Source organism: Pseudomonas sp. Irchel 3E19 (assembly GCF_900187585.1).
In the GTDB taxonomy this organism is placed as follows: Bacteria; Pseudomonadota; Gammaproteobacteria; order Pseudomonadales; family Pseudomonadaceae; genus Aquipseudomonas; species Aquipseudomonas baetica.
On record NZ_FYDT01000031.1, the window covers coordinates 65,488 to 82,829 of the forward strand.

Annotated in this window: 18 protein-coding genes; 6 read left to right on the top strand and 12 right to left on the bottom strand. The window is 59.2% G+C overall.

Annotated elements, in window-relative coordinates:
• Window positions 1–79: 79 nt before the first annotated feature.
• Window positions 80–295 carry a dodecin gene (locus CKW18_RS19390; RefSeq protein WP_095190283.1) on the bottom strand — a complete coding sequence of 72 codons (216 nt, stop codon included), beginning with the start codon at window positions 293–295 and terminating at the stop codon, window positions 80–82.
• A 156-nt stretch (window positions 296–451) separates the two neighbouring features.
• On the opposite strand from CKW18_RS19390, the gene CKW18_RS19395 reads away from it, so the two are divergent.
• The gene (locus tag CKW18_RS19395) at window positions 452–778 is read left to right on the top strand and encodes a YqjD family protein (protein ID WP_095190284.1); all 327 of its coding nucleotides are present in this window, start codon (window positions 452–454) and stop codon (window positions 776–778) included.
• Here CKW18_RS19395 and CKW18_RS19400 read toward each other — a convergent pair.
• Complete coding sequence (locus tag CKW18_RS19400; protein ID WP_095190285.1) at window positions 751–1,668, bottom strand: LysR family transcriptional regulator; 918 nt, start codon at window positions 1,666–1,668, stop codon at window positions 751–753. The genes CKW18_RS19395 and CKW18_RS19400 overlap by 28 nt on opposite strands.
• Window positions 1,669–1,782: 114 nt before the next feature.
• Here CKW18_RS19400 and trpB point away from each other — a divergent pair, with 114 nt between their 5' ends.
• The 3 genes from trpB to CKW18_RS19415 all read left to right on the top strand — a co-directional run bounded on the left by trpB (window position 1,783) and on the right by CKW18_RS19415 (window position 4,405).
• Window positions 1,783–3,015, top strand: a complete 1,233-nt coding sequence (gene trpB, locus CKW18_RS19405; RefSeq protein WP_095190286.1) for a tryptophan synthase subunit beta — start codon at window positions 1,783–1,785, stop codon at window positions 3,013–3,015.
• On the top strand, window positions 3,015–3,827 hold the full coding sequence (trpA, locus tag CKW18_RS19410; RefSeq protein ID WP_095190287.1) for a tryptophan synthase subunit alpha: 813 nt from the start codon (window positions 3,015–3,017) through the stop codon (window positions 3,825–3,827). Before trpB ends, trpA begins: the two co-directional genes overlap by 1 nt.
• A 122-nt stretch (window positions 3,828–3,949) precedes the next feature.
• The gene (locus CKW18_RS19415) at window positions 3,950–4,405 is read left to right on the top strand and encodes an anti-virulence regulator CigR family protein (RefSeq protein ID WP_095190288.1); all 456 of its coding nucleotides are present in this window, start codon (window positions 3,950–3,952) and stop codon (window positions 4,403–4,405) included.
• A gap of 93 nt (window positions 4,406–4,498) precedes the next feature.
• On the opposite strand, the gene CKW18_RS19420 is transcribed toward CKW18_RS19415, so the two are convergent.
• The 10 genes from CKW18_RS19420 to CKW18_RS19465 form a co-directional block, all read right to left on the bottom strand.
• Window positions 4,499–6,460 (bottom strand): DUF4105 domain-containing protein, encoded by a 1,962-nt coding sequence (locus CKW18_RS19420; RefSeq protein WP_095190289.1) that lies wholly within the window; start codon window positions 6,458–6,460, stop codon window positions 4,499–4,501.
• On the bottom strand, window positions 6,457–6,777 hold the full coding sequence (locus CKW18_RS19425; protein WP_034152281.1) for a DUF2388 domain-containing protein: 321 nt from the start codon (window positions 6,775–6,777) through the stop codon (window positions 6,457–6,459). The genes CKW18_RS19420 and CKW18_RS19425 overlap by 4 nt, the downstream gene beginning before the upstream one ends.
• Before the next feature lie 27 nt (window positions 6,778–6,804).
• Window positions 6,805–7,113: a DUF2388 domain-containing protein gene (locus CKW18_RS19430; RefSeq protein WP_095190290.1), complete on the bottom strand. Its 309-nt coding sequence runs from the start codon at window positions 7,111–7,113 to the stop codon at window positions 6,805–6,807.
• A gap of 107 nt (window positions 7,114–7,220) precedes the next feature.
• Window positions 7,221–7,538, bottom strand: coding sequence for a DUF2388 domain-containing protein (locus tag CKW18_RS19435; protein ID WP_007911658.1), 318 nt, complete (start codon window positions 7,536–7,538; stop codon window positions 7,221–7,223).
• 335 nt (window positions 7,539–7,873) lie between these two features.
• Window positions 7,874–8,089: a DUF1127 domain-containing protein gene (locus CKW18_RS19440; RefSeq protein WP_007911656.1), complete on the bottom strand. Its 216-nt coding sequence runs from the start codon at window positions 8,087–8,089 to the stop codon at window positions 7,874–7,876.
• A gap of 321 nt (window positions 8,090–8,410) precedes the next feature.
• Window positions 8,411–9,904, bottom strand: a complete 1,494-nt coding sequence (locus tag CKW18_RS19445) for an acetyl-CoA hydrolase/transferase family protein (protein WP_095190291.1) — start codon at window positions 9,902–9,904, stop codon at window positions 8,411–8,413.
• 214 nt (window positions 9,905–10,118) lie between these two features.
• Window positions 10,119–11,552 (bottom strand): NAD(P)(+) transhydrogenase (Re/Si-specific) subunit beta, encoded by a 1,434-nt coding sequence (locus CKW18_RS19450; RefSeq protein WP_095190292.1) that lies wholly within the window; start codon window positions 11,550–11,552, stop codon window positions 10,119–10,121.
• Window positions 11,552–11,872, bottom strand: coding sequence for an NAD(P) transhydrogenase subunit alpha (locus CKW18_RS19455; protein WP_003187417.1), 321 nt, complete (start codon window positions 11,870–11,872; stop codon window positions 11,552–11,554). Before CKW18_RS19455 ends, CKW18_RS19450 begins: the two co-directional genes overlap by 1 nt.
• A 15-nt stretch (window positions 11,873–11,887) precedes the next feature.
• Complete coding sequence (locus tag CKW18_RS19460) at window positions 11,888–13,009, bottom strand: Re/Si-specific NAD(P)(+) transhydrogenase subunit alpha (protein ID WP_095190293.1); 1,122 nt, start codon at window positions 13,007–13,009, stop codon at window positions 11,888–11,890.
• A gap of 434 nt (window positions 13,010–13,443) precedes the next feature.
• Window positions 13,444–14,343: a LysR family transcriptional regulator gene (locus tag CKW18_RS19465; RefSeq protein ID WP_095190294.1), complete on the bottom strand. Its 900-nt coding sequence runs from the start codon at window positions 14,341–14,343 to the stop codon at window positions 13,444–13,446.
• Window positions 14,344–14,500: 157 nt separating this feature from the next.
• Here CKW18_RS19465 and CKW18_RS19470 point away from each other — a divergent pair, with 157 nt between their 5' ends.
• Window positions 14,501–15,682: an acyl-CoA dehydrogenase gene (locus CKW18_RS19470; protein ID WP_095190295.1), complete on the top strand. Its 1,182-nt coding sequence runs from the start codon at window positions 14,501–14,503 to the stop codon at window positions 15,680–15,682.
• A gap of 13 nt (window positions 15,683–15,695) precedes the next feature.
• A complete protein-coding gene (locus CKW18_RS19475; protein WP_095190296.1) occupies window positions 15,696–16,916 on the top strand; it encodes a CaiB/BaiF CoA-transferase family protein in 1,221 nt (406 codons plus the stop codon).
• Window positions 16,917–17,342 lie beyond the last annotated feature (426 nt).

A 17,342-nucleotide genomic window follows, 5' to 3' on the forward strand; every position in this document is an offset into this window, starting at 1 on the left:
CTCGGTGCGACCACCTTGTAGCGCTTTGCCATTCCTATGGCACTCGGCCAGCGCGCAAGTTCAGAAGCGTAGACTAAACTCAGCTGCTGGCAATCCGGAACCCGACCTTCAGCGTTACCTGAAAGTGCGCCGCTTTACCGTCCTTGATGTGGCCGCGGGTCTCGGTCACTTCAAACCATTCCAGGTGCTTGATGCTCTTGTTGGCTTCGGCCAACGCGTTGTTGATGGCGTCTTCGATACTGGTTGGGGACGAGCCGACCAGCTCGACTTTCTTGTACGTGTGATGGTCACTCATGGCGATCTCCTTGGCGTGTGGATTTGAGACTAGCAGTGAATTGCACTGTTGATTTCGGCGCCGCTGCGCAAGCGAAGTTCAGATTTTCTGCACTTTCTCAAACCGCTGAAGTCCCAATCAACACACGCCACTCATCACCAATGCAGGAGAGCCACCATGGCCAACACCTCTTTACGTAAAGCCTCATTGCAAAGCATGGAAGCGGAGATCGAGAGTCTGCTCAAGTCGTTGGAAAGCCTGAAAGACGATGCTTCCGACGAGTCGCGCAAGACCCTCAAGGCGCTGAAAAGCAATGCTGAAAGTGCGCTGAAACATTCGCGCCACCTGCTCAGCGACGCTTACGAAGAAGTTAAAGTGAAAACCCGTGAGACCGGGATCGCCACCCGCGATTATGCTCAGGAACACCCATGGACGACTGCCGGTGTGGCAGTCGGTGCACTGGGTCTGCTGGCGGCTTACTTGCTGTTCAAGCGCGGCGAGTGATCGCTCTGGCGCAGCTCATGCTTGAGCCATTGCGCCAGTTGCCGAGCGCGCCCGTCCGCGGCGCGCTTGGGTAGCCACAACGCCAGTTGCGCCGGGGTTTCACAGAAGCCCCACGGCGCAACCAGGCGACCGGCCTTCAAATCCTCGGTAACCAGCGGCTCCGGCGCGATGGCCACGCCGAGACCTGCAACCGCCGCTTCCAGCAAATAATACAAATGCTCAAAACCTTGTCCGAGCTTCAATGCCTTGGTGTCGAGGTGGTTTTGCTGTGCCCAGCTCGGCCAGGCTTGCGGGCGTGACGTCGTGTGCAGCAGCGGCTCATCGAGCAAGGCTTCGGCAGATGCCGTTTGCAGGCGTTGATAGCCGCTGAACAGCGGGCTCAGCACCGGGCCGATGCGTTCCGCAGCCAGTTCATACACCTGCATGTCCGCCGGCCATGGTGGTTCGGCGAACAGCAGGAGAGCATCCAGCCCCGGACGTCTGGGATCGAGATCGCCTTCTCCCGCCGAGAGGTGCAGACGCAAGTCCGGCAGATCGGCATTCAAGCGCCCCAGTCGCGGAATAAACCAGCGCGCCAGCAAACTTCCGGAGCAACCGAGCACGAACGGCGCATCGGCGGTGCTTTGCGTCAGCTCTGCACAAACGCTGCGCAACCGGTCAAACGCTTCGCCGCTGGCATCGCGCAAACGCACGCCGGCATCTGTGAGTTTCAAGCCGCGTCCATCCTTGACGAACAGGCTGACGCCAAGGTGTTCTTCCAGCACTTTGAGCTGTCGACTCACTGCGCCATGGGTGACGTGCAGCTGTTCGGCGGCCTGACTGACGCTGTTCAGCCGGGCCGTGGCTTCGAAGGCGCGCAGGGCGTTCAGCGGGGGAAGGTCGTGGCTCATGATATCTGTGAGTTTTCCTGACGGGTTGCGGCGATCTTATCGGTTTTCAGCTTAGAAGGTCAGGGGTAGAGTGGTCGTCATTGTCTTTTGACCCGAATTCTCCTGGAGCACACCATGACCCAGACTTCGCACAACTCCGATCTGCGTAACGGCCCTGACGCCAACGGCCTGTTCGGTTCGTTCGGTGGCCGCTACGTCGCTGAAACCCTGATGCCGTTGATCCTCGATCTGGCCCGCGAATACGAAGCGGCCAAGGAAGATCCGGCATTCAAAGAGGAATTGGCCTACTTCCAGCGTGACTACGTCGGACGTCCGAGCCCGCTGTACTTCGCCGAGCGTCTGACCGAGTTCTGCGGCGGCGCGAAGATCTACCTCAAGCGCGAAGAGCTCAACCACACTGGCGCGCACAAGATCAATAACTGCATCGGCCAGATCCTGCTGGCGCGGCGCATGGGCAAAAAACGCATCATCGCCGAGACCGGCGCCGGCATGCACGGCGTGGCGACCGCCACCGTAGCTGCGCGCTTCGGTCTGGACTGCGTGATCTACATGGGCACCACTGACATCGAGCGTCAGCAGGCCAACGTGTTCCGCATGAAGTTGCTGGGCGCCGAGGTGATCCCGGTGGTTGCCGGCACCGGCACCCTGAAGGATGCGATGAACGAAGCGCTGCGTGACTGGGTAACCAACGTCGACAGCACTTTCTACCTGATCGGCACTGTGGCCGGCCCACACCCTTATCCGGCCATGGTTCGCGACTTCCAGGCCGTGATCGGCAAGGAAACCCGTGAGCAGTTGCAAGCTCAGGAAGGCCGTCTGCCTGACAGCCTGGTGGCGTGCATCGGCGGTGGTTCCAACGCGATGGGCCTGTTCCACCCGTTCCTCGACGACAAGAGCGTTGAGATCATCGGCGTTGAAGCCGCTGGTTACGGCATCGAAACCGGCAAGCACGCGGCCAGCCTCAACGGCGGCGTACCGGGTGTATTGCACGGCAACCGCACCTTCCTGCTGCAGGACGACGATGGCCAGATCATCGACGCCCACTCGATTTCCGCCGGTCTCGACTACCCGGGTATCGGCCCGGAACACGCTTGGTTGCATGACATCGGCCGCGTCCAGTACACCTCGGTGACCGACGATGAAGCCCTCGAAGCGTTCCACAAGTGCTGCCGTCTGGAGGGGATTATTCCTGCCCTGGAAAGCGCCCACGCCTTGGCCGAAGTGTTCAAACGTGCACCGAAGCTGCCGAAGGATCACCTGATGGTGGTCAACCTGTCTGGCCGTGGCGACAAAGACATGCAGACCGTGATGCACCACATGGAACAGTCCAAGCAGGAGAAACACTGATGAGCCGCCTGCAAACCCGATTTGCCGAACTCAAACAACAAAATCGTGCCGCGCTGGTGACCTTCGTCACCGCCGGTGACCCGGATTACGACACTTCGCTGGCGATCCTCAAGGGCTTGCCCAAGGCCGGTGCCGACGTTATCGAACTGGGCATGCCGTTCACCGACCCGATGGCGGACGGCCCGGCGATTCAACTCGCCAATATCCGTGCGCTGGGTGCCAAGCAGAATCTGGCGAAAACCCTGCAAATGGTTCGCGAGTTCCGTGAAGACAATAGCGATACGCCGCTGGTGCTGATGGGCTACTTCAACCCGATCCACAAGTTTGGCGTTGAGCGTTTCATCGCTGAAGCCAAAGAGGCAGGCGTCGATGGTCTGATCGTGGTCGACATGCCGCCAGAGCACAACGAAGAACTCTGCGACCCGGCCCAGGCTGCCGGTCTGGACTTCATCCGCCTGACCACGCCGACCACCGACGACGCACGTCTGCCGAAGGTGCTCAACGGCAGTTCCGGATTTGTTTACTACGTGTCCGTGGCCGGTGTGACCGGTGCCGGTGCGGCGACGCTGGAGCACGTCGAAGAGGCAGTGACCCGTCTGCGCCGCCATACCGATCTGCCGATCAGCATTGGTTTCGGTATCCGTACCCCGGAGCAAGCGGCGGCCATTGCGCGTCTTGCCGACGGTGTGGTGGTGGGTTCGGCGCTGATCGATCACATCGCCAACGCGACCACGCCGGATCAGGCCATCGATGGCGTGTTGAGCCTGTGCTCGGCGCTGTCCGAAGGCGTGCGTAAGGCCCGCGTCAGTTGAAGGTAAAGTTCCTGATACAGAGGAATTAGCACCTCACGGTACAGACTAAACAAGCAAGACCGAGGGCTTCAGGACTACGTTCTGAAGCCCTTTTTGCTGTCAGTGCTGTGAGGAAAGACCGAATGAAAATGCCGAAACGTCTGATGGCCGGATTGGGTGTGCTGATGATCAGCGCGACTCCGCTGCTGGCCAGCGCCGATCAGCGCGATGATCACGACCGCGGCGGCCCGCAGCAGGGCCATTACGACAACCAAGGGGAGCATCGCGGTGGCGATCGCCGTGGCCCGCCGAACGACCACCGAGGCGGCCCGCCACCTCGCGACTTCGGTCCGGTGCGCCAGACCATTCGCGACAACCACGGCTACTTCGTGCGCGGTGCACCGCCGCCGCCGGGCATCCACCTGGAGCGTGGCCGGCCATTGCCGCACGGTTATTACGGTGAGCGCCTGGATGGTCGTGCGTTAGGTCGTTTGCCGGTCTATCCGGGTTATGAATGGCGCCGGGCCGGGGGCGACATCGTGCTGATCGCGGTGGGTACCGGGATCGTTTATGAAATTCTGGATGGGGTTTTGTATTAATCGTTAGTCAGTCAAAAGATCGCAGCCTGCGGCAGCTCCTACAGGGAATTCGATCCCTCTGTAGGAGGTGCCGCAGGCTGCGATCTTTCGCTTTTATGGTAGTTCCAGTCCGCCAGACGCCTTGTGCAGTTTGCGCAAATGCTCGCCAATCTGTTTCACGTTGGCTTCGCTCGCCGCAATCTCGGCAGCGCGCTTGGGCTCCAGCAACTTTCGCACTTCGGTGTCCAGATCTCCGGAAAGGGCCAGGAGCTTTTTCTGCCGCTGGCTGCTTTCTGCTTCCAAGCGGCTGAATTCGCTCGGTTGCGGCAAGCCGTAACCCTTGGAGTCGAGCAATTCCGCCGGGCGACTGAGGAAGCCGCTATTGGCGAGGATTTCCTGCAAGGTCGCGTTGGCTTTGTCCATGCCGCCGTTTTCCAGTTCGCGTGCGCCGAGGTAACGCTGCTTGACCTCGTCCTGTGCGAGCAACAACTGTCGCCGGTAGCTCGCCTGTTCCAACAGCAGCAGTGCGGCGCTGGTGCGCAGGTCGGCACGTTCGAACCACGGGCGGCGTTCCTCGGCAGTCAACGAGAGCCATTGCTCAACGCTGTTCTGTTTGATTGGCAATTGCTTCTTCAATACATCGAACATCGCCTGATAGCGATCACGGAACGAATCGAAGCGATAACCCAGACGCAGCGCCTCTTTGGGATCATCCAGCACGCTGGTGTCGGCCAGGCCCCGGCCCTTGAGCACTTCCAGCAAACCGTTGGGCATGATGCTGTCCAGGCCGGTGAGCTGCGCGTTGTTGCTGCCGCTGCGCAACAGTTTCAGGCCTTCTACCGCGCAGTTGTTGGACAGGAAGAAGTAGTTGCCGTCGTAGCTCCAGTGCATCTCGGCGGCGTGTTCGACCACGCCTTCGATCTCGTTGCGTGACAGATTCAGCGGTACCGAAGCGAGGCTGCGCAGTTCGGTCTTGGTGTATTCGTCGATGACTTGTGCCAATGGCAGGACGAACAATCGTGAAGGGTACTTGCCAACCAGTCCGTCCCAGCTCGACAGCTGCACATCGCCTACGAAGGCGCGATACGACAGCACCAGATGCTGATCCAGATCGAGCCGGCAATCCGGGCCACGCGGCCGACCGGGTGCGCAGATCACCAGCCGCAACATGCTGTGGCCCCAACGGCTGACCCAGTTCTGATTGGCCTCGGCGAGCAGATAATCGACGGCGTAAACCCGTTCCGGGTCGACCTGTCCCAAGGGCTGCTTGGCGAAGTCGTTACCGGCATTGAGGAAGGCGAAGGTCTTGCTGCAGGTGTCCTTGGCCGGTGGTGCCCAGCCGAAGTGTTCCTGGTAGTAGCGGTACAACGCCGGACGGCGGCAGGCATAGCTCGGGTCGAGGAGGAAATACTCCATGTTGACCGCGACGAACTCCTTTGGACTGGAGATTTCGTACAAATCCGGGCTGCGGGCGATCTGCCGGTTGTGCTGTTCGCGTTCGCCACGACGGCCGACGTATTGCTGCCAACCGGCAAGGTCGAGCAGACGCGGGTCATCGCTGAGGGTAAAGCGGCGGCCGTTCTGGCCACGGCATTCATCGGAGATACCGATCAGCCCGGCGCTATTGAAACGCCGGGTGCAACGCTGGATCAGCGTGCGTTCGGCACTCGGCCACAAGCGCGCGCGGTCATAAATGTGGGTGATTTCGTGCAGCACGGTGGCGAGCAGTTCCTGACGCACAGTGCCGTGGGGGCGATTGGTTTTCTCTTTGGCGGCGCTGCCGTCGGTGAGGCTGGCGAGCAGTTTGCGGTTCAGATCGAGTTCGTCAACCAGCGTGGCCTGGCCATAGGCATTGCCGGGCATGTCGTCGGTCCAGCCGACATCGATGCGCCGATCCAGCCGCTCGATGAAGCTCGGCGGCAGCGCGCGCATGGCTTCATCGATCAGCGCCTGGCTGGCCTGTTGTTGGGCTGGGCTCAGGCCGTCAGTCTTGAGCCGTAATTGCAGGCCGGCGTGGGCGCTGTTGCCAAGCAGCAACAACGTCCCGGCCAGTAGCCAGGCGCCGAGTGACCTCACAGTGCGAGGATGGCTTCAGCGAGAACCTGATCACTGGCGTCGCGCGCTTCCGGCACGCGAGTGCGCAAGGTGTTGAGCGCGGCTTCCAGGTGTGCGCCACGGATATCACCGTTGCTGGCGACGAAACTGGCGGCGTCGTCGTGGGCTTCCCGGATGATTTTCGAGTCGCGAATCGAGGTGGTGGTATCGGAGGTGAAATCGATGGTGCGCTGGGAGGCACGAACGATGATGTTACTGGTGGCTACCAGGGTGTGCGCCTGGGCCACATCGGCCAACAAAAACAGGCCAAGGGCGGCAGCAATCAGCGGGCTACGCATGGAACGACTCCGGAAGGACAAGGATAACTATTGGACGAGAATTGCCTGTGCCAGTTCAAGGTCGCTTACATGAAGTTTCGGCCGGGTTTTGCGCAGGTAATGCAGTGCGGATTCCAGTCGAGCGCCTCGCAGTTCTCCGTCACTGGCAACGAACACCGCTGCATCGTCGTGAGCAGCCAGCAGCAGTTTACGGTCGAAAGGTGCGGAAGACACCATGCCGGTCGCCCAAACGCTGACGACGGTGTTCTGGGTCGACATATCGAAGGCATCGACCGACGTCGTCCAGCAGGCCGTTAACAATGCGCAAGGGAACAGCAGATTTTGAAGAAAACGCATAAGACTCGGTAACGGTTAGCGAGCTGCAAGGCTAGCGCAATGCCCGGGCTAGAGCCAGCGTCGAAACATCGGGACACGACCGGCGTGTCCCGGTGCGCTGCGATCATTTAGATCGTCAGAATGGCCTGAGCCAACTGTGCGTCGGTGGCTTGTAGCTGTGGGGCTTGATGACGGATGTGATCCAGCGCGCTTTCCAGTTTCACGCCACGGATCTCGCCTTCGCTGGCTACAAAACTGGCCGCGTCATCGCGGGCCGCGAGGACGATCTTGTCGTCACGGAAGGACGAAGTAACGTCGGACGTGGCATCGGACGAGGATTTCAGGGCGCCGACGACAGCGTCGGTGGTCACGATGAAGCTGGTGGCGCTGGCGTTCGCAGCCACGGCCAGCAGGGCGGCAGCGCTGAGCAGGCGAAGACGGGACATGGGATAACTCCTGTGGATAAACCGTTTTGAGAGGTGGCTCGGTATCTGAGGAGTCAGACGCCTTCGGCACAGCATTCGCCACTTACTGAATGGATATTAGGCTGCTATGTGCAATTCGCCCAGTGGTCAGAATACTGGCTCCTGTTGAACACTTCTAACTGTACCTGCGTATATTAATAAATCTAAAACTGTACTTGTTTCAATCTCGAAGCGTCTATTCTGCGGTTTGAAGCATCCAGAACGACAAAACCCGTCGTGGTTTCCCACGACGGGTTTTGTTTTATTCAATTCGGGTTGCTGGCGGAGGGTCTAACGACCAGAGCCAGCGACGCTACTTAGCGCCAGAACGGCTTGCTCAGCTCTTCGTAGCGTTGTGCTTCGCTGATACCGGCGTCAGCCAGCAGGCGCGAATCCAGACGGGCCAGTTGATGGCGGCTGGAGATGCGGCGCTGCCACAACATCAGGTTGGCGATAACGCGCAGAGGCAGGGAAGCCTGGGTGTTTACAGCTTTGTCTTCGAAGAACAGTTCGGAACTGAGTGTACGTTCCATGGTTGACATCCTTCCGCTTGTGGCGGGATCAGGTAGTGGTTTGACTGGTGCCCATGATCCTCTCGTTTGCCAAGTCTCTCTAGATACAGTTCAACTGTATTGTGAGTGACCAGTTAACTGTTTATAGGAGGTGTATGGGTCAAAATCGAGCGAACTGTACCTGTCCGCACTTAAGTAGTGCGTTTTTGCTCATTTCGGAAGAATAGGTAGGTATTTACGGTAGGAAAAGACCGGTACAGCAGTACAGTTTTTGATAGTTGGCGCGGGTTGCAACATCCCGCTGACGAAACTGTGTTTGCGCCAGCGGAATATCTGTGCGAGTTACACCTTCAGCATCCGCCCGGTTTCTTCCAGGTTGATGTGCCAGCTCAAGGCTTCACGCAGGATATGCGGAGTGTGGCCACCGATTGCACAGGCTGCGGTGAAGTAATCATTCAACGCCTGACGATAGTCCGGGTGTACACAATTATCGATGATCACCCGCGCACGCTCCCGTGGCGCCAGACCACGCAAGTCCGCCAGACCCACCTCAGTCACCAGAATGTCGACATCATGCTCGGTGTGGTCGACATGGCTGACCATCGGCACCACGCTGGAAATCGCGCCACCCTTGGCAATCGACTTGGTCACGAACACCGCCAGATGCGCGTTGCGCGCGAAGTCGCCCGAGCCGCCGATGCCGTTCATCATCCGCGTGCCGCAGACGTGGGTAGAGTTGACGTTGCCGTAGATGTCGAACTCCAGCGCGGTGTTGATCCCGATGATCCCGAGGCGCCGCACCACTTCCGGGTGGTTGGAGATCTCCTGCGGACGCAGCACCAGTTTGTCCTTGTACTTCTCCAGATTGCCGAATACATCGCTGTTGCGCCGCTCGGACAAGGTGATCGAACTGCCCGAGGCGAAGCTCAGCTTGCCGGCATCGATCAGATCGAACGTCGAGTCCTGCAGCACTTCGGAGTACATGGTCAGGTCTTCGAAAGGCGAGTCGATCAGGCCACACATCACTGCGTTGGCGATGTTGCCGATCCCGGCCTGCAATGGGCCGAGTTTGTTGGTCATACGCCCGGCGTCGACTTCCTGCTTGAAGAAATTGATCAGGTGTTCGGCGATGGCGTTGGTGTCGACATCCGGCGACGATACGGTCGACGGCGAATCCGCCTGCTGGGTGATGACAATGGCGACGATCTTCTCCGGCGGGATCGGGATCGCGGTGCTGCCGATGCGGTCGTCTACTTTTACCAGCGGGATCGGCGTGCGCGTCGGACGATAGGTCGGGATATAGATGTCATGCAGGCCTTCGAGGTTGGCGTTGTGCGCCAGGTTGATCTCGACGATCACCTGCTTGGCGAAAATCGCGAAGCTCGCCGAATTGCCCACCGAGGTGGTCGGCACGATGTGGCCCTGTTCGGTAATCGCCACGGCTTCGATCACCGCAATGTCCGGCAGCTTCAGTTGCTGGTTGCGCAGTTGCTCGACGGTTTCCGACAGGTGTTGGTCGATAAACATCACTTCGCCGGCGTTGATTGCTTTGCGCAGTGTGCTGTCGACCTGGAACGGCATGCGCCGCGACAGCACGCCGGCTTCGGTCAGTTGCTTGTCGAGGTCGTTGCCCAGGCTCGCACCGGTCATCAGGCTGATCTTCAGCGGCGTGACCTTGGCCCGCTCGGCCAGTGCGTGGGGTACGGCTTTGGCTTCGCCGGCACGGGTAAAGCCGCTCATGCCGACGGTCATGCCGTCCTCAATCAGAGCAGCGGCGTCGGCGGCGCTCATCACTTTATCCAACAACGAAGGCAGGCGAATACGGTCACGGTACATGGATTATTATCTCGGGAAGCGAGTAGCAGGATGCGCAGTCTAGTGAATTTGGCAGGCGCCTGTCCCGCTACCAAGGTCGCAAACAAGGCGTCTATTTAGCGGGTTTCAAGTAAAACATCGTTACCGGATCTGCAACAACGCGGCATATTGTCCGACTGTTTGCGCAAACAAAAACGCCCCGACGAATCGGGGCGTTCGGTGTTTCAGCGGCGAGTTACTCGACCGCTTTGACCATGTCTTCGATGACTTTCTTCGCGTCACCGAACACCATCATGGTCTTGTCCAGGTAGAACAGCTCGTTGTCCAGACCGGCATAGCCGCTGGCCATCGAGCGCTTGTTGACGATGATGGTCTTGGCCTTGAACGCTTCGAGAATCGGCATGCCGGCAATCGGCGATTTCGGATCGTTCTTCGCGGCCGGGTTGACCACGTCGTTCGCGCCCAGCACCAGCACCACGTCGGCCTGGCCGAACTCGGAGTTGATGTCTTCCATCTCGAACACCTGGTCGTAAGGCACTTCGGCCTCGGCGAGCAGCACGTTCATATGCCCAGGCATGCGGCCGGCCACCGGGTGGATCGCGTACTTCACGGTCACGCCACGGTGAGTCAGCTTCTCGGTCAGCTCCTTCAGAGCATGCTGCGCACGGGCCACCGCCAGACCGTAGCCCGGCACGATAATCACGGTGTCGGCGTTGGTCAGCAGGAAGGTCGCGTCATCAGCCGAGCCGGATTTCACCGGACGCGCTTCTTTCGCACCGGCCGGGCCAGCATCCGCCGTATTGCCGAAACCGCCGAGCAGTACATTAAAGAAGGAACGGTTCATTGCCTTGCACATGATGTACGAGAGGATCGCACCGCTCGAACCCACCAGCGAACCGGCGATGATCAGCATCGAGTTGTTCAGCGAAAAACCAATACCTGCCGCCGCCCAGCCGGAGTAGCTGTTGAGCATCGATACCACCACCGGCATATCGGCGCCGCCGATCGGGATGATGATCAGCACGCCCATCACGAACGCCAGCGCCAGCATCAACGCGAACGCGGTGAGGTTGCCGGTGAACATGAAGGTCAGGCCGAGTGCCAATGTGGCCAGACCCAGTACTGCGTTCAGCTTGTGCTGACCGGCGAACTGTACCGGTGCGCCTTGGAACAGGCGGAACTTGTACTTGCCCGACAGTTTGCCGAAGGCGATCACCGAACCGGAGAAGGTGATTGCACCAATCGCCGCGCCGAGGAACAGTTCCAGACGGTTGCCCGCCGGGATCGCGTCGCCCAGTTGCTTGACGATGCCCAGCGACTGCGGCTCAACCACGGCAGCAATGGCGATGAACACCGCCGCCAGGCCGATCATGCTGTGCATGAAGGCGACCAGTTCCGGCATTTTGGTCATTTCAACACGCTTGGCCATGATCGAACCGGCGGTGCCGCCGATCAGCAGGCCGACGATCACGTAACCGATACCGGCAGTGGCCAGCTCTGCACCCAACTTATAGATGAGACCGACGGTGGTCAGGATGGCCAGCGCCATGCCGAGCATGCCGAACAGGTTGCCGCGCCGTGAAGTGGTCGGGTGCGACAGGCCTTTGAGGGCCTGGATGAAGCAGATCGACGCGATCAGGTAGAGCGTCGTGACGAGATTCATGCTCATTACTTCGGCGCCTCTTCTTTTACTTTCGGGGCTTTCTTCTTGAACATCTCAAGCATGCGGCGGGTGACCAGGAAGCCACCGAACACGTTGACCGCGGCCAGCGCCACGGCGAGGGTGCCCATGGTCTTGCCCAGCGGCGTGACGGTCAGCGCAGCGGCCAGCATGGCGCCGACGATCACGATTGCGGAAATCGCGTTGGTCACTGCCATCAAGGGGGTGTGCAGCGCAGGCGTAACGTTCCAGACCACGTGGTAACCGACATAAATCGCCAGCACGAAGATGATCAGGTTGTAGATACCGGGGGAGATAAGCTCTTCCATCGTCTGAATCCCTGCTTAGGCGTTTTTGCGGATGACTTGGCCGTCGCGGCACATCAGGCACGCGGCGACGATGTCGTCTTCGAGGTTGACGTCGAACTGGCCTTCTTTAGCGAAGACCAGCTTCAGGAAGTCCAGCAGGTTGCGCGCGTACAGCGCCGAAGCGTCTGCGGCGACTTCACCGGCGAGATTGGTCGGGCCGCAAATGGTTACGCCATTCTCGATCACGACCTGATCGGCCACGGTCAGCGGGCAGTTGCCACCCTGAGCCGCTGCGAGGTCGATGACCACCGAACCCGGTTTCATCTGCGCCACGGTGTCCGCGCTCAACAGCGTCGGTGCCTTGCGGCCCGGAATCAGTGCAGTGGTGATGACAATGTCGGCCTGTTTGGCGCGTTCGTGTACCGCCTGGGCCTGACGCTGCATCCAACTCGCCGGCATTGGTCGCGCGTAACCACCGACACCGACCGCGCATTCGCGCTCTTCATCGGTCTCGTACGGCACGTCGACGAACTTGGCGCCGAGGGATTCGATTTGCTCTTTCACCGCCGGACGTACGTCAGACGCTTCAATGACTGCACCCAGACGTTTCGCCGTGGCAATCGCCTGCAACCCGGCCACACCGGCGCCGAGAATCAGCACGCGCGCCGCTTTCACGGTGCCCGCAGCGGTCATCAGCATCGGCATGAAGCGCGGATAGTAGTGAGCGGCCAGCAGCACCGACTTATAGCCGGCAATGTTCGCCTGCGACGACAACACATCGAGACTCTGCGCCCGCGAGGTGCGCGGCGCCGCTTCAAGGGCGAACGCGGTAATCCCGCATTCGGCCATTTTCGCGATGGTTTCGTTGTTGAATGGGTTGAGCATGCCAACCAGCACCGTGCCGCGCTTGATCAGCGTCAGTTCGGCATCGCTTGGGGCGACCACTTTGAGAATCAGCTCGGCGCCAAACGCATCGTTGGCACTGCCAATGGTTGCGCCTGCCGCTTCATAGGCACTGTCGACAACGCTGGCTTTGACGCCGGCGCCGGTTTGCACAGTGACCTTATGACCTTGGCTGATCAGCTTTTTAATGGTTTCCGGGGTTGCAGCAACCCGTGTTTCACCGGTCTGGGTTTCGAGAGGAACACCAATGTGCACGTCAAATCTCCTGCGTGATCTTATTGAGTAAACCCAGGCACTGCGGATGGTGCGACTGGGGCGGCCGATCAGCACGATCCCGCCAAATCAGGGCGGGGAGCGGCATTTTGCAGGCGAACTTTATGCCCTTCAAGGGATTATGACGGGTGACGGAAAATTAACTACAAGTCATCCTGTGACCGAATGTCGCAGATAGCCGGTTGAATCCCTTGCAGGCCGTGCCTTGTAAGGATTCTGGCTGAATTTGAAAAAATTTCTCATCGGCGACGTGAATAGGCCGTAATGAGTCGTTTATTGAGGCGCAAAGCCACGTCTTCAGGCGCTTGTGGGACGTCTGTACGACTTTCGGATACAGTCGTTGAATATGCGACAAATACTTATATCTGTAGTGCTTTTACTTTGCTGACTACGAGGTCAGCTATTGCTCTGGGCCTTTATCCTTCTAGGCTGTAGCTCTGCGCCTGGTTTACCAGCCAGTCGCGAAATGCCCTTAAGGACGCCGATTCGACCTTTCGCTCTGGAATCATCAGGTAATACGCCTTGATGCTGGAGAGTGCCTGCGGGTTGGCAATCACCAGGCGATTCTCGGCCAATTCCCGCTGGATCAGGAACGGGGGAATCAGCGCAATGCCCATGTCGTGCATGGCCGCTTGAGCGAGCATGGAGAATAGCTCGTAGCGTGGGCCTGTCATGTCGCGGGGGATATTCAGGTGTTGCGAATTGAACCACTGACGCCAGGCGTAGGGGCGGGTGGTCTGTTGTAGAAGCGGTAGCTCGGCAATCTCATCGGCTGTCAGCTGTATCTTCTTGCCGAGTAGGGCGGGACTGCACACGGGCATCGGATTCTCGCCCATCAGCCTGTGGGATTCGGTACCCGACCAGTCCGCGTCGCCAAAGTAGATCGCCGCGTCGAAGTCGGTGTCGGCAAACAGGAACGGCCGAGTGCGGTTGGTCAGGTTGACCGTGACTTCCGGGTGCTTGAGCTGGAAATCCTTGAGCCTTGGCAGTAGCCATTGCGTACCGAAGGTCGGCACCACCGCCAACTCGATCACATTGGCGCCTTGCTGGCCCATTACCGAGAGCGTGTCGCGTTCAACCGCATCGAGTTGAGTTGCCACTCGGCGGCTGTAGGAAAGTCCTGCTTCGGTCAGCTTCACGCCGCGTCGTGAGCGTCGGAACAGTTCCACGCCGAGGAAGTCCTCAAGGCTGGCGATCTGTCGGCAAATGGCGCCTTGGGTGAGGGAAAGTTCTTCGGCGGCCTTGGTAAAGCTCTCATGGCGAGCGGCAGCCTCGAAGCTGATCAGGGCTGTGGTGCTGGGGATCTTCCTGCGCATGTACGTCAACCTCACTAATGCGCCGCGTAAAAGGCATTCAGCGACGTTTCGGAGTGAGAAATTAGCACAACAGAATGCGAAATCCTCGTTTGCCGCGACGGCGAACCGGGCCTAGGATCAATGCCACGTTATTCACCCGATTTGCGAGGACACACTCATGGGCGGTAAAGCTAGCTTCAACTGGATCGATCCCCTGCTGCTGGATCAACAGCTCACCGAAGAAGAGCGCATGATCCGCGACACCGCCGAGCAGTTCGCTCAACAGAGCCTCGCACCGCGTGTCCTCGAAGCCTTCCGCCATGAGAAGACTGACCCGGCGATCTTCCGCGAAATGGGTGAAGTCGGCCTGTTGGGCGCGACCATCCCTGAGCAGTACGGTGGCAGCGGCCTCAACTATGTCAGCTACGGCCTGATCGCTCGTGAAGTGGAGCGTGTCGATTCCGGCTATCGCTCGATGATGAGCGTGCAGTCCTCGCTGGTGATGGTTCCGATCAACGAATTCGGCACTGAAGCACAGAAACAGAAATACCTGCCGAAGCTGGCGTCCGGCGAATGGATCGGCTGCTTCGGTCTGACCGAGCCGAACCACGGTTCCGACCCGGGCGCGATGATTACCCGTGCTCGCAAGGTCGACGGCGGCTACAGCCTGACCGGCGCGAAGATGTGGATCACCAACAGCCCGATCGCCGACGTGTTCGTGGTGTGGGCCAAGGACGATGCCGGCGACATCCGTGGCTTCGTGCTGGAGAAAGGCTGGAAAGGTCTGAGCGCACCGGCTATTCACGGCAAGGTCGGCCTGCGTGCTTCGATCACCGGTGAGATCGTGATGGACAACGTATTCGTGCCGGAAGAGAACATCTTCCCGGACGTGCGCGGTCTGAAAGGTCCGTTCACCTGCCTCAATTCTGCACGCTACGGTATCTCCTGGGGCGCACTGGGTGCTGCTGAGTTCTGCTGGCACACCGCCCGCCAATACACCCTGGATCGCCATCAGTTCGGTCGCCCATTGGCCGCCACTCAACTGATCCAGAAGAAGCTGGCTGACATGCAGACCGAGATCACTCTGGCCCTGCAAGGCTGCCTGCGTCTGGGTCGTATGAAGGATGAAGGTACAGCGGCGGTTGAGATCACTTCGATCATGAAGCGCAACTCGTGCGGCAAGTCATTGGATATCGCCCGTATGGCGCGCGACATGCTGGGCGGCAACGGCATCTCCGATGAGTTCGGCGTGGCCCGTCATCTGGTCAACCTGGAAGTGGTGAATACCTATGAAGGCACCCACGACGTTCACGCGCTGATCCTGGGGCGTGCGCAAACCGGTCTGCAAGCGTTCTATTAATAGGAGAGCGACCATGGGCGCGCTGTCGCATCTGCGGGTACTGGATTTATCGCGGGTATTGGCCGGGCCGTGGGCCGGGCAGATCCTCGCTGACCTTGGCGCCGAGGTGATCAAGGTCGAGCGCCCGGGCAACGGTGACGACACTCGCGCCTGGGGGCCGCCCTTCCTTAAAGACGCTTATGGCGAGAATACGTCGGAGGCGGCTTACTACCTGTCGGCCAACCGTAACAAGCAATCGGTGACCATCGACTTCACCCGGTCTGAAGGGCAGAAGCTTGTACGGGAGCTGGCGGCGAAATCGGACATCCTGATCGAAAACTTCAAGGTCGGCGGTCTGGCGGCTTATGGATTGGATTATGAGTCGCTTAAGGCGATCAATCCGGATCTGATCTATTGCTCGATTACGGGGTTTGGTCAGACCGGGCCGTACGCCAAGCGTGCGGGCTATGACTTCATGATCCAGGGGCTGGGCGGGCTGATGAGTCTGACCGGTCGGCCTGAGGGTGAGGAGGGGGCTGGACCTGTGAAGGTCGGTGTGGCGCTGACGGATATTCTGACCGGTCTCTATTCGACGGTGGCGATCCTCGCGGCGCTGGCTCATCGAGATCACGACGGTGGTGGGCAGCATATCGATATGGCACTGCTGGATGTGCAGGTTGCCTGTCTGGCTAACCAGGCGATGAACTACCTGACTACCGGCAATGCCCCTAAGCGTCTTGGCAATGCGCATCCGAACATCGTGCCTTATCAGGACTTCCCGACGGCGGATGGTGATTTCATTCTTACCGTGGGTAATGACGGGCAATTCCGTAAGTTTGCTGAAGTGGCGGGGCAGCCGCAATGGGCTGATGATCCGCGTTTCGCTACTAATAAGCTGCGGGTGGCGAACCGGGCGGTGTTGATTCCCCTTATCCGCCAGGCCACGGTATTCAAGACCACGGCTGAATGGGTCGCTCAGTTGGAGCAGGCGGGCGTGCCGTGTGGGCCAATTAATGATCTGTCGCAGGTGTTTGAGGATCCGCAAGTGAAGGCGCGTGGGTTGGCGATTGAGCTGCCGCATGTGTTGGCGGGGATGGTGCCTCAAGTGGCCAGCCCTATACGGCTGTCTGAGACTCCGGTCGAATATCGCTGGGCGCCTCCTTTATTAGGGGAGCACACGCTGGAGGTTTTGCAGCGGGTGTTGGGTTTGGGCGCGGGTGCGGTGGCTGTGCTCAAGGAGGATGAAGTGCTCTGAGCATTCCTTCTATATAGAAGGAATGGTGTTTCCCGCCTATTTTTGGGGGGAGGCTGGATGTTTTTTAACCGATCTGCAAGTGATTGATAGAAAAGCAAAATTAACTATTGACGGCAGATTCCAGACGTCTATAATTCGCCCCACTTCCGGCGCAGTCGAAACGGAAAACTCCTTGAGATTCAATGAGTTATACGGTTTTCGATAGCGGGTCGCTTCAGTTCATCGAAGCCTGGAAGGAGTTGAAAGAGCGGTGATGTTTGGCTCTTTTAACGGTTCGATCTTCTCGGTCGAAAGCGGATAAAAAGAGGTGTTGACAGCAGCGTGTAACGCTGTAGAATTCGCCTCCCGCTAACGAGAGATCGGAAGCGCAAGTGGTTGAAGTTGTTGAAGAATTCTTCGAAAACTTCTGAAAATAATCACTTGACA